Here is a 13036-nt window from a genome sequence, read left to right on the forward strand (position 1 = left end):
AAATCCTGGTGCTAACGCCTTACTGACATTCGTGCTTGCTATACTTAGCCGTTAAAAAGTGTAGTGAACAGATTAACTAAACAGAGTAAATACATTATTTACCACACTACTTTTTAGTCAGGGACCTGTAGACGTATATGCCAAAAAAAACCATTAAACGTATGATGCCAGATCATCAAACGATCAAAGATAACAAATACCTAAAGATTTTTGGCAACTTACTGCACAATGCTAACCTTTGGCATTTAAATCGTCATTCAGTAGCCAAAGCCTTTGCTGTAGGTTTATTTTTTGCTTTTATCCCAGTACCTTTTCAAATGGTATTAGCAGCCGGTGCTGCCATTGTTGTTCATGCGAACTTGCCCTTAGCCATCGCTTTAGTATGGCTGACAAATCCTCTAACCATGCCATTTATTTTTTATGCTTGTTACTTAGTGGGTACTTGGGTATTAGCCGAGCCTGAGCAGGCGTTTGCTTTTCAAGCAAATTGGCAATGGGTTATTGATAGTTTATCAACCATAGGGCCAGCTTTTTTAGTAGGCTGTGGTGTCCTTGCCGTTACTTTTTCTATTTTAGGCTATTTAGGTATTCAAGCCTTGTGGCGTTACCAAACTATTAAAGCCTGGAAAAGTAGACCTCACCGTTAATTAAGCCTATGGCTAATTAAAAAATGCCCGCTAGATGCTGGCATTTTTAGGCGTGATATTTTATAGATAAAAACAGCGCTACTCAACTGGCTCTTTGGTAAGGCCAAAGTGTTGATAGGCTCTATCAGTAACAATACGCCCGCGTGGTGTGCGCTGTAAAAAACCTTGCTGAATTAAAAAAGGCTCGATCACATCTTCAATGGTTTCCCGCTCTTCACCAATGGCAGCCGCTACATTATCTAAACCAACCGGCCCACCCATAAACTTATCAATAATAGCGTGTAGTAGCTTTCTATCCATGATATCAAAGCCTTCACTGTCAACTTCGAGCATATCTAAGGCCGCCGCCGCAACGTCTTGGTTAACTATACCGTGAGATTTGACATCGGCATAATCACGTACTCGGCGTAATAAACGGTTGGCAATACGTGGTGTGCCACGAGAGCGGCGCGCCACTTCAAATGCGCCTTGCTCGTCTATGGTTAAATTCAAAAAGTGTGCCGAACGCCGAACAATAGTTGCTAAGTCAGTAACATTATAAAACTCTAGTCGCTGGACAATGCCAAACCGATCACGTAATGGTGAGGTTAATGCCCCTGCCCTAGTTGTCGCGCCTATCAGGGTAAATGCCGGTAAATCTAATTTAATTGAGCGAGCAGCTGGCCCTTCACCAATCATAATATCTAATTGGTAGTCTTCCATCGCTGGATACAGTATTTCTTCAACCACAGGGCTTAACCGGTGAATTTCATCAATAAACAGAATGTCATTTTCTTCTAGGTTAGTTAATAGCGCGGCTAAATCTCCGGCTTTTTCTAACACAGGTCCTGAGGTAGTACGTATATTCACGCCCATTTCATTGGCAACGATATTGGCTAAGGTGGTTTTACCTAAACCTGGCGGGCCAAAAATAAGCAAATGATCTAAGGGCTCACCACGATTTTTAGCGGCCGGAATAAAGATTTCCATTTGTGCTTTGATATGCTGTTGACCGGTATAGTCTTTTAGCATTTTAGGGCGAATAGCGCGATCACCCCTTTCATCTTCTACCGATGCAATGGGTTCAATTAAGCGATCTGCTTCTATCATAAGTTACCTAAGTTCTAAAGTGTATTAGCGCATCATTCAAATGCGCTAAAGCTAAAAGATGATCAATCTGCCGAGTAAATCATTCTGCTAATCCTTGCTAGAAAGTACACATGGATTCCCGACTAAACCATCACGGGAATGACGCTAACACATATACACGGCAAACTGAGACATCACGGGCTAATGTTACACCATTGACTTCAACGCATCGCGAATAATATCTTCACTAGACATGCCGCGATTATATACCGATTTAACCGCTTTATCTGCTTGTACTTGTTTATAACCAAGCGATAACAAGGCATCAATAGCATCGCCTTTATTATCGCTAATAAAGGTAGTATCTTGGCTAAGATCAGCGGATAACTGCTCGGGTATGACACCATCATTACTGACTAATTGCACCGGTTGTTGTGCCTGCCAATCTTTTAGACGGTCACGCATTTCAATGAGTAAACGTTCTGCTGTTTTTTTACCGACACCAGGGATTTTTACAATGGCGGCAATATCATCATGACGAACACAAGCCACAAATTGATCCGCAGACATGTTAGACAATACCGCTAGCGCTAATTTTGGGCCAACACCATTAACTTTTATCAATAAACGAAATAATTTTCGCTCAACTTTATTGGTAAAACCATACAGTAATTGCGCATCTTCACGAACGACAAAATGAGTATAGATAATCGCTTGTTGCTCAAGTTCAGGTAAGGCATAAATACTGGTTATTGGCATGGTGACTTCATAACCGACACCAGCACATTCAATTAATATTTCAGGGGAATTTTTTTCGACAAGCATGCCACGTAAACGACCAATCACAGCAAGTACCAAGGACTATTATTAAGGAAATAAATAATACCACTATATATTTATACAGTAAAGCATTCGCTAAGTGATAAAACGCCTTGGCCTTATTTGGCAAAACTCTTATAAAATCATTTAGCGTAAACGTCCTCTCACTGTTTTACTGGCTTGGCCAGCTAATCTGGCAATAGTGGTATGACTATGAGCATGACATATAGCCACAGCTAAGGCATCAGCCGCATCGGCTTGTGGTGTCCCTGGCAGCTTTAACAGAGTTTTTACCATATGCTGTACTTGACTTTTATCTGCCGCACCTGTGCCCACTACCGCTTGCTTAATTTGCCTGGCTGAATATTCACTAATGGTTAAACCGGTATTGGTTGCGGCAACGATGGCGGCACCCCGTGCTTGGCCAAGTTTCAACGCGCCACCTGGGTTTACCCCCATAAAAACTTGCTCTATGGCAAACATGTCTGGTTTAAATTGAATAATTATCTCAGAGATACCGGCAAATATAGTTTGTAGCCGTGAAGCTAACTCATCGCCCTGGCTGAGCGCCTTAATACAGCCACTGCCCAGATAAGTTAGCTGTCGATTTTCTTGTTTGATAACGCCATAGCCGGTAAAACGTGAACCGGGATCTATACCTAGAATAATGGTCAATGGCTCGCCTCTTAATTAATATGTTTGTATGATTTTTTTATGAAGGTAATGTTACGATATTTTAACGTATACAGTTAATACCATAAAAAATGCAGCTAAAACATAGGCTCTAGCTGCATTGTTATAACGTTAACACACAAGTTAATTACCCTAGACGATAGTTGTTAGGTATCGAATGATAAATATTGCTAACGGCTAATGCTTACTCTGCGTCTTTCTTTTCTTCAACAAGTGTGGCTATACCCAGCTCTTTAAGTTGCTCTGGATTTGCTTTACCGGGTGCATTGGTTAATGGACAAGCGGCGGTCGTGGTTTTAGGGAAAGCCATTACCTCACGGATTGAACTGGCACCTGTCATTAACATCACTAAGCGGTCTAAACCAAACGCTAAACCAGCATGTGGCGGCGCACCGTATTGTAACGCTTCAAGTAAGAAGCCGAATTTTTCTTGTGCTTCTTCATCACTAATACCTAAAATTCTAAAGACCGTTGCTTGCATATCTTGCTTATGAATACGTACCGAGCCACCGCCAAGTTCACAGCCATTCAATACCATGTCATAGGCATCTGATAATGCGTCGACTGGATTGGCTGCTAACTCTTCAGGAGTTAAGTTCATCGGTGCGGTAAATGGGTGATGAATAGCGTGCATTCCGCCATCTACTTCTTCAAACATGGGGAAGTCAACAACCCATAGTGGTTTCCACTCACCTTGCAGTAAATCAAGCTCTTCACCCAGTTTAAGGCGAAGTGCACCTAAAGATTCAGTAACAACATTATACTTATCAGCACCGAAGAAGATGATATCGCCTGTTTTTGCGTTAACACGTTTTAATAGGGCGATGGCTACATCACTGGATAAGAATTTTAAAATCGGTGATTGTAAACCGTCAACACCCGTGGCAAGGGCAGCATCAATATCTTTAACTTTTAACCAAGGCATACCTTTTGCGCCGTAAATGCCAACAAATTTAGTTAAATCGTCAAGGCCCTTACGTGAGAACTTAGCTGCGCCTTGTGGTAAACAAATAACCGCCACACGTCCTTTTTCATCGTTAGCCGGTCCTGAGAATACTTTAAATTCAACATCTTTTAAAATATCAGCAACATCGATTAGCTCTAATGGATTACGTAAGTCAGGTTTATCACTACCAAAGCGAGTCATTGCTTCATGGTAAGACATACGTGGGAACTCACCTAAATCAACATCTAACATGGTTTTAAATAAATCACGGATCAAAGTTTCGGCAATAGCCATTACCTGATCACTGCTCATAAATGAGGTTTCAATATCTATTTGAGTGAATTCTGGTTGTCTATCAGCACGTAAATCTTCATCACGGAAACATTTAACGATTTGATAATAGCGTTCCATACCTGACATCATCAACAATTGTTTAAATAATTGTGGTGATTGCGGCAGCGCAAAAAACTGACCTTTATGAGTCCGACTTGGTACTAAGTAGTCTCGAGCTCCTTCAGGGGTTGCGGCAGTTAAAATTGGCGTTTCAATATCTAAAAAGCCTTCGGCTTCTAATGAACTTCGTACTGCTGAGGTGACTTTGGCACGAAAACGTAACCGTTCGGTCATTTCAACACGACGTAAATCAAGATAACGATACTTCAATCGTAACTCTTCTGAGTTAACTTGATTGGCATCTAATGGCAATGGCGCAGACTTATTCAAAATAGTCAGCTCTAAACCCAATACTTCGATAGCACCAGTTTTCATGTCTTTATTCACTTGACCGTCAGGACGCGCGCGAACTTTACCTTTAATTTGTACACAAAATTCATTGCGTAAAGTATTGGCTTTTTTGATTACTTCAGGTAAATCAGGATCATAAACAACTTGCACTAAGCCTTCACGGTCACGTAAATCTATAAAGATCACCGCGCCTAAATCACGACGTTTGTTAACCCAACCACATAAAGTTATTTCTTGCCCAATGTGAGACTCGTTTACTTCACCACAATAAATACTGCGCATGTATTTTGCCCTATACCAATTCTATTAAATTTATTAACAAGCACTAACTAGCGATTGTCAGGATAATTTTTGGCATATTATAAAGCAAAGATTGTTAATGTCACCTAGAACAAGCAGAAGCGCTAATTAAAGGCACAACAAGCGTATTTTATCGTTAAACCTTATGGATTCCCGACTAAACACGTCGGGAATAACGGTAGGGGTGGATTTGAGATTGGAGTATCAATGAAATAAATGAATGAATATTTAAAAGGTGAACTCGTCATCATCGAAGTATCCCGTTGAAGATCTATGAATTAAAAATATAGTGGCTTTTACCGGCCGCTTTTACCTTGTACATCATGGTATCAGCAATTTTCAGTAGCTCGGTATCGTTATCACCATCAGCGGGATACATGGCTATGCCTATGCTACAGCCGATAAATGCCTTGGTCTTTGATAGTTCAAACTCTTTTTGCATCAACCTTAATACTTTTTCAGCAACATAAGCGGCTTCATTGGGGCTATGCAAACCAGTGAGTAACAAGACAAATTCATCACCACCAAAGCGCACTACGGTATCGGAACTTCTCACACATCCTTGCAAACGCAGGGCAACTTGTTGCAACAGCTCATCTCCGACATCATGGCCATGAGTATCATTAATATTTTTAAAGCCATCTAGATCGATAAATAACACCGCCATTTTCAACGACTGACGTTGATGAAATGCTATTGCAGTGCTTAACCTATCTTTTAATAACACTCGATTAGCAAGACCCGTTAACTCATCATGGGTTGCCATATGCTTCATTATTTTTTCAAGCTGCTCACGATGTTTAATTTCAACTTGCAAGCGTCTATTCCACATAACAATAACGCCAAGCACCAATAGAATGATAACACCTATTTGTGCAGCAACTTGTAAGACAACATTTTTATCAAGGCCGGTTTTAATTGCTAACGTAAACCAATTGTCGTAAATGCTTTGTTTTTCTTTTTCAGTGATCGACAATAAACCTTTATTAATAATACTTTTCAATAAAGGCAACTCTTTGTTAATACCAAAATGACTTTTATCTAAGCTGACATCTTCCATCATAGATATCATCAAGGTAACTATATTTTCTTGCTTTAGTAAGTGTGTCGCCGAAGCCATAGTCGTGATAAAACCATTAACACGCTCTTGCTGAAGTGCAGCTAATGCTTGCTCCCTATTATCAACTAATTTAAAAGTGATTAAGGGGTGTTTCTTTCTCAACAGGGCTATTAAATAATAGCCCTTAACAATAGCCACTTGTTTGCCATAGAAATCCTCAAGTTTTGTTTGTCGACCATAATATTGTGGATGCACCATGACCCAAGGCATTTGCCAGTAGCTTTCTGTAAATAACACCAGCTTTTCACGTTCTGCCGTGGGCGTAATACTGCCAAGCATATCTATTTTATTCGTTAATAATGCTTTATATAATTTCTGCCAACTATCAAAAACCACGTAATTAAAATCAACCCCGGTTCTATCACTAATTAAGTTAATAATATCGCTATTAATACCCGAAAAGTCTCCCTGTTCGTCAATAAACTCGACGGGTGATAAGTTCTTAACAATACCTAAGTTAATTTTTCCACGCGACGCTAAAAAGGCTAATTCATCATTATGCAAACTGATTTTTTGTGCTTGTTTTTTATAATAATATTCACCCGTATTACCGTTCAACCACCTTGCTTCAATTTGAATAAGGCTATTAATATCTAATTCGTTGAAGCCTTTATTAATGATTTGCATTAACTTAGTATTTTTCTTATGGATGACCGGCGATAAATTCAAGGTGATAACAGGGCTGTCTAGGCGATAGAAAAGCGCTTGCAAATTACTTTGCACTAACTTGGCATTAATTAAATCAACTAAGCCCACAATGCCAGATATTTCACCCTGATCAGCGGCATTAAGCATAGTACTGAGACTACTAAAATAGCGGATATTTATCTGCGGGTATTGGGCAATAAATTGTTCTTTAAAAGTAGCACCTTGCCAAATACCAATAATAGCTTGACTAAAATGTTGAGCAAATTGTTCGAGGGAATGTATCTTTTTACCTTCGCTATTTTTAAGGGCTTTATTAACAAATACTTGAACATTTGATAAATATATAGGTTTGGCAAATAAAGTATGTTCCAGTGCCTTAACATGATCGGGATATACTAAAAGTATATCCGCTTTTTGCTCAGCAATAAGGTCTAACCCCTCGGCCATATCACGGGCGACAAATTCAACATTTATGCCAACACTTTTAGACCATAAACGCCACACATCTATCAGTAACCCTTGCGGTTCTCCCGACGGACTAACCCCCATGTAAGGTGGGTAATGTGATGAAAATGCAACAAGTAAGCTATCCTTTTGTTTATCTAAGCCTAGCCATTTACGCTCAATGGCAGCCCTTTCTTTTCTGGATATTTCCCTAAAACCTTGTTCGATAAAACTAAGTAAACTAGCGTTATTTTTAGCGACCGCAACACCGTAATCTCCTTGCTGATAGCGTAAAACTTTATGCACAGGAAAGCGTTGCCGTAAACGTTCATAATCAGGAAAATTATCTGCTAGCTTCTCTAAACCGCTAAAAACTAAAATCTCGTTATTTAAAGCCGCTCGGTATAAGTCATGACGATTATCATAGGTTTTCAAGGCTAAATCAGGATAAAATTTTTGCAATTTTTCAATATGAGCGGAGCCGGTAACGACACCAATACTATAGGGTTTTAAATCGGCAAGGCTATCAACGCTATTAAGTTGCTGATGCACATAAAGATGGCTATAAACATGAAAAAGTGAGGCTGAAAAATCAAGAGTATCACGACGTGAATCTATAATACTTAAACCACCATGAATATCGACACTGCCTTTAGCGACTTGGCTAAGTGTTTCCAGCCATGGCAGCACAACAAACTGGATATCAACATGTTGTTTTTTTGCCCATAAACGCCACATATCAGCCATCAAACCAATGACATTGCCTTGTTCATCAATCGCATGATAGGGGAAAGACGTTTCATTAATGGCAATCGTTAACGGTTGCTTAATCGACAAAGTCACCGGGGTTAACTTTTTTTCAAGCGCAATAACAGGCTTTGCTGCCAAGGTAGTTAGGCTAATAATGCTTAAGAAAAAGACAATAACAATGAAATGTCTGGTCTGTTGGTAAAAAAAATTCAAAAAAATTCCCTATAAATATAGCGTTGCTAACGAGATCGGTTAAAATAAGCCTTTATTTACCCGCTAGTCATCAAGATACCTGTTGCAGAGTACTTTGACTGCTAACGAGTATAGATACTCACAACCTTAACATAATAGAGAATATAGCAAAGCTAATGCATAACTCTGATACCGATTTAATTTACTCACAAGCGCATAAGCACGTTAAAAACTTTACCTTTGATGCTCAAGTCGTTGAAGTTTTCCCTGACATGATTTCTCGCTCTGTGCCAGGCTATAACACTATTATTGACACTATAGGCCGACTTAGCCAACAGTTTGTCCAAGAAAACAGTAATATTTATGATCTCGGTTGTTCTTTAGGGGCGGCTACCTTGGCGATGCGCAAAGCCATTACCGCTAAAGGGTGCAAAATCATTGGTGTCGATAATTCTAGCGACATGGTCAAACGCTGTAAAATGCATATTAATGCTTTTAAAGGCAATACTCCCGTTACTATTATTGAAGGGAATATTCAAGATATGGTGATAGAAAATGCGTCCATGGTGGTATTGAATTTCACTTTACAATTTATAGAAAAATCACAGCGCCAAGCATTACTGAATAAAATTGCTCAAGGTTTAAAACCTGGCGGTTTATTGGTGCTTTCAGAAAAAATCAGCGCTGAAGACCCAGCCATTGATAAAGTGTTAATTGAGTTACACCATAGCTTCAAACGAGATAATGGCTACAGTGAATTAGAAGTTGCCCAAAAGCGTAGCGCTTTAGAAAAAGTCATGTTAACCGACTCACTTGATGTACATAAACAGCGTTTAGATCAAGCCGGTTTTAGTCATAGTTCCTTGTGGTTTCAATGTTTTAATTTTAGCTCGATCATTGCCATCAAATAAGCGAATACACCACCTTCAAAAATACTAATTAGAATCCTATGAAACAGTTCAACCACTTTTACCAACAAATCGCCGCTAACCGTTTAAGCCATTGGTTAAATACCTTACCTGGACAATTAACGCATTGGCATGAAAATAATTTACACGGTGATTTCAAACATTGGCAAAAAACATTAGACGCCTTGCCAAGTGTTGAAGGTAAGTCAGCCATTGAGCTAATAAATAGTGTCAAGGTGGGTGAGCTAGGTGACTTAAATAACGGCGAATTTAAACGCCTTGAAAACTTAATGAAAAAATTTAAACCGTGGCGCAAAGGTCCCTACCATATTCATGGTTTACATATAGATACCGAATGGCGCAGTGACTTTAAATGGGATAGATTAGCGCAGCATATCAGCGACTTATCAGGTAAGTATGTATTAGACATAGGTTGCGGTAGTGGCTATCACCTATGGAGGATGCGCGGCGCTGGTGCTAAATTTGTGGTGGGTATTGACCCTACGCAACTATTTTTAATGCAGTTTAATGCGATAAAACACTTTATTAATGATGACCAGGTACATTTATTACCCTTAGGTGTTGAGCAACTACCCGAATTAAAGGCTTTTGATACCGTATTTGCTATGGGGGTACTTTATCACCGTAGATCACCCATTGATTTCCTCTACCAATTAAAAGCACAACTGGTCAAAGGCGGTGAATTAGTGTTAGAAACGCTCATTGTTGATGGTGATGAAAACACGGTATTGGTACCAGGTGAGCGTTATGCCAAAATGCGTAACGTGTGGTTTTTACCCAGTGAACAAGCCATGTGTGCCTGGTTAGAGCGTTGTGGTTTTAACAATGTTCGTGTGGTAAATACGGATATCACTGCCTTAGATGAACAAAGAAAAACCGAGTGGATAAATACTGAATCACTACAAGACTTTCTTGACCCTAATGATAGCAGCAAAACCATTGAGGGTTACCCAGCGCCAAAACGTGCCATATTTATTGCGAATGCCTAACTATTAATAGCTAACTAATTGGTGTAACTTATAAAAATAGCACTAAAGCTAAAGTGAGCAATAAAACTATAGCTATAATAAGTAATCAATTAAAGTAAGGCACACTATGAATGATGTTTGGTTAGCAAGACGTCTGACAAAAGTTACCAACAGGCAGCAAGATCACCGAGACCCTTTTCAGCGCGATAGAGCTCGGGTATTACATTCTGCCTCTTTTCGTCGTTTGCAAGCTAAAACCCAAGTCATGGGCAGCGGAAAAAGTGATTTTTATCGCACGCGCTTAACCCATTCATTAGAAGCGGCGCAAATCGGCTCGGGCATAACGGCGCAGTTACGCGGAAAATACCCAGAGCTATGTGCAGCGCATTTTCCTAAAAGTGATAGTTTAATAGAAACAATTTGCTTAGCTCATGATATTGGCCATCCGCCCTTTGGCCATGGTGGTGAAACCGCGTTAAATTATATGATGCGAGATCATGGTGGTTTTGAAGGTAACGGCCAAACTCTCCGTATAGTGGCGCGCTTAGAAACCTTTAGTGAACACTTTGGGATGAATTTAACCAGAAGAACACTACTGGGTTTAATGAAATACCCACAGTTAATAAATAGCCTGAGCCGAAAAACCAAGCCAGAGTATGTTGAAAGTTTTCGACAACTCAAAGCCGATGACTGGCACCCTGCCAAGGGTTTATACAGCGACGATCAAGATATTATTGACTGGGTACTTGAGCCACTATCAAGCGCTGATCGTACCTTATTCCAAAGTATGAGCGGTCAAAGCGAAAACATGCCCACTAATAACCAACATAATAAAACCCGTTTCAAATCCCTAGATTGCTCCATTATGGAGCTAGCCGATGATATTGCTTACAGTATTCATGATCTCGAAGATGCCATAGTAACCAACGTGGTCAATCGCACTGATTTTGACCGAGAAGTAATAGACAAGCTGCAACAAATTGACGACCCTTGGCTACAAGAATATAGCAAGACCTTAACGGATAAGCTTTTTAGTGATCACCATCACTTACAAAAAGATGCCATTGGCGGTTTAGTCAATTATTTGATTACCGCGATAAAGCTAAGCGATTTAAATGAGCAAGATGAGTTGAATTTTGCTGAGCCGCTACTGCGCTATAATGCCACCTTACCGGCATCGACAGCACAAGCACTAAAGATATTTAAAGATTTTGTTTACTTTTATGTCATCAAATTAACTAGCTTGCAACGCCTAGAGTATAGAGGTCAACAAATAGTGATGGAGCTTTTTCAAGCGCTCTCATCAGACCCTATACGTTTACTACCAAGTAATAGCGCTAAGCGCTGGCAACTAGCCTTTGATAACAAGCAAAACCCACAGCGAGTGATTGCGGATTATATTGCTGGCATGACCGATGATTACGCCACTCGCCTTTATCAAACCCTGTTTAATGCCCATGGCGCGTCCGACTACCGGTTAAACTAAGGTGTTAGATAATTAACCAAACATGAGAATATTGCAGCAATGCTAGAAATATACGCCGGAAAAAACGCCTTAAAGACCATACAAGAGCAAGGCTTTAAACAAGAACTTTTCACTAATTTCCTTGGCGCTAGTGGCGGCCCTAAATGGTTTACCCTGTTTGGTTTAGATAAATACCTTTTTGGTGAGTTTTTCAACGGCCGCAGCTCAGAGCTAAATCTAATCGGCTCTAGTGCCGGTGCCTTTCGCGCGGCATGTTTAACCCAAAATAACCCGGTACAAGCCATAGAGCGTTTAGCACATAATTATGCCCATACTGTTTATTCAAAAAAACCGAGTGCCGAGGAAATAGCAAGTACAGCGGTGGACATAGTTGACCAGCTATTTTCGACTAATGGCGCCGTTGAGGTTATCAACAATAAAGTATTTAAAGCCCACTTTCTGGTATCTAAATGCCATGGCTTAACCGCTTTTGATAATAAGCTATTGCAAGGTGCTGGTTTAATTAAAAGTATCTTGCTAAATAAAGTAGCTAGAAGGTTACTTAACAAACAATACCAACGATATATATTCAAACAGCCAAGCAGCACCTTAGCAATAAATGACCCGTATAATTTCAGTAATGTTTATCAAAACTTAACCCGCGATAACATTAAAAGTGCCCTACTCGCTTCCGGTTCAATCCCTATGGTGATGTCGGGCATCAAACATATTGCTGGTTCAGCTAAAGGCACCTACCGAGATGGTGGCATTATCGATTATCACTTTGACTTTTCCTTGCGCAATGATACTCAAAATCATAATTCCGATAATTACAAGGTCGATAAAGACAGTCAAGAAGTTGTAATTGCTGGGAAAAACGACGGTTTAACCCTATATCCGCACTTTTGCTCAGCACCAAAAGCGGGATGGTTTGATAAAAACTCAACTCGTCAGGTACTCACCAGCAGTTATGAAAATACTGTACTGTTAGCTCCTTCAGCGAAGTTTATACAATCACTGCCTTTTAAAAAGATCCCCGATAGAACTGACTTTACCGAACTAGACTCTTCAACTCGAATTAAGTATTGGTTAAAGGTATTAGAACAAACAGATAGGCTAGCAGAATGTTTTAATGAGTTTGTGATGAAGCAAGATATAACAAAGATAAAGGCATTTCAGCCATAGTGAGCCGGTTCCTCATCCTTGAAATCGTCATTCCCGAAGTGTTTAGTCAGACGTGGCATGGATGCTACTTATTAGAGAATGCAGGACGCACATTCTCCTGAATCCATTACTTATTTCA

Annotated in this window: 10 protein-coding genes; 5 read left to right on the forward strand and 5 right to left on the reverse strand. The window is 39.9% G+C overall.

Annotated features, from left to right (window positions below; all coding sequences use genetic code 11):
* Positions 1-137 precede the first annotated feature (137 nt).
* Positions 138-647: a DUF2062 domain-containing protein gene (locus tag ASU03_RS09050; protein WP_057831530.1), complete on the forward strand. Its 510-nt coding sequence runs from the start codon at positions 138-140 to the stop codon at positions 645-647.
* Between the two features lie 78 nt (positions 648-725).
* Here the strand turns inward: ASU03_RS09050 and ruvB are convergent, their stop codons facing one another.
* The 5 genes from ruvB to ASU03_RS09075 all read right to left on the reverse strand — a co-directional run bounded on the left by ruvB (position 726) and on the right by ASU03_RS09075 (position 8392).
* Positions 726-1736, reverse strand: coding sequence for a Holliday junction branch migration DNA helicase RuvB (ruvB, locus tag ASU03_RS09055; RefSeq protein ID WP_057831531.1), 1011 nt, complete (start codon positions 1734-1736; stop codon positions 726-728).
* Positions 1737-1922: 186 nt separating this feature from the next.
* On the reverse strand, positions 1923-2561 hold the full coding sequence (ruvA, locus tag ASU03_RS09060; protein WP_057831532.1) for a Holliday junction branch migration protein RuvA: 639 nt from the start codon (positions 2559-2561) through the stop codon (positions 1923-1925).
* A 120-nt stretch (positions 2562-2681) separates the two neighbouring features.
* Positions 2682-3209: a crossover junction endodeoxyribonuclease RuvC gene (gene ruvC / locus ASU03_RS09065; protein ID WP_057831533.1), complete on the reverse strand. Its 528-nt coding sequence runs from the start codon at positions 3207-3209 to the stop codon at positions 2682-2684.
* Positions 3210-3411: 202 nt separating this feature from the next.
* Entirely contained in the window at positions 3412-5199 is a 1788-nt protein-coding gene (aspS, locus tag ASU03_RS09070) for an aspartate--tRNA ligase (protein ID WP_057831534.1), read from the reverse strand.
* A 289-nt stretch (positions 5200-5488) separates the two neighbouring features.
* Positions 5489-8392: a transporter substrate-binding domain-containing protein gene (locus ASU03_RS09075; RefSeq protein ID WP_057831535.1), complete on the reverse strand. Its 2904-nt coding sequence runs from the start codon at positions 8390-8392 to the stop codon at positions 5489-5491.
* Positions 8393-8547: 155 nt separating this feature from the next.
* On the opposite strand from ASU03_RS09075, the gene cmoA reads away from it, so the two are divergent.
* The 4 genes from cmoA to ASU03_RS09095 all read left to right on the forward strand — a co-directional run bounded on the left by cmoA (position 8548) and on the right by ASU03_RS09095 (position 12918).
* The gene (gene cmoA, locus ASU03_RS09080; protein ID WP_057831536.1) at positions 8548-9282 is read left to right on the forward strand and encodes a carboxy-S-adenosyl-L-methionine synthase CmoA; all 735 of its coding nucleotides are present in this window, start codon (positions 8548-8550) and stop codon (positions 9280-9282) included.
* A gap of 38 nt (positions 9283-9320) precedes the next feature.
* Positions 9321-10289 carry a tRNA 5-methoxyuridine(34)/uridine 5-oxyacetic acid(34) synthase CmoB gene (gene cmoB / locus ASU03_RS09085; RefSeq protein WP_057831537.1) on the forward strand — a complete coding sequence of 323 codons (969 nt, stop codon included), beginning with the start codon at positions 9321-9323 and terminating at the stop codon, positions 10287-10289.
* A gap of 106 nt (positions 10290-10395) precedes the next feature.
* Complete coding sequence (locus tag ASU03_RS09090) at positions 10396-11754, forward strand: anti-phage deoxyguanosine triphosphatase (RefSeq protein WP_057831538.1); 1359 nt, start codon at positions 10396-10398, stop codon at positions 11752-11754.
* Between the two features lie 39 nt (positions 11755-11793).
* Positions 11794-12918, forward strand: a complete 1125-nt coding sequence (locus ASU03_RS09095) for a patatin-like phospholipase family protein (RefSeq protein ID WP_057831539.1) — start codon at positions 11794-11796, stop codon at positions 12916-12918.
* Positions 12919-13036 lie beyond the last annotated feature (118 nt).

It is taken from the genome of Colwellia sp. TT2012, assembly GCF_001440345.1.
Lineage (GTDB): Bacteria > Pseudomonadota > Gammaproteobacteria > Enterobacterales > Alteromonadaceae > Colwellia.

Excerpts from the sequence above, each read along its gene's own strand:
- ruvB (WP_057831531.1), bottom strand. The coding sequence starts at position 1,736 with ATGATAGAAGCAGATCGCTTAATTGAACCCATTGCATCGGTAGAAGAT.
- ASU03_RS09090 (WP_057831538.1), top strand. The coding sequence starts at position 10,396 with ATGAATGATGTTTGGTTAGCAAGACGTCTGACAAAAGTTACCAACAGG.
- cmoB (WP_057831537.1), top strand. The coding sequence starts at position 9,321 with ATGAAACAGTTCAACCACTTTTACCAACAAATCGCCGCTAACCGTTTA.
- ASU03_RS09050 (WP_057831530.1), top strand. The coding sequence starts at position 138 with ATGCCAAAAAAAACCATTAAACGTATGATGCCAGATCATCAAACGATC.
- ASU03_RS09095 (WP_057831539.1), top strand. The coding sequence starts at position 11,794 with ATGCTAGAAATATACGCCGGAAAAAACGCCTTAAAGACCATACAAGAG.
- cmoA (WP_057831536.1), top strand. The coding sequence starts at position 8,548 with ATGCATAACTCTGATACCGATTTAATTTACTCACAAGCGCATAAGCAC.
- aspS (WP_057831534.1), bottom strand. The coding sequence starts at position 5,199 with ATGCGCAGTATTTATTGTGGTGAAGTAAACGAGTCTCACATTGGGCAA.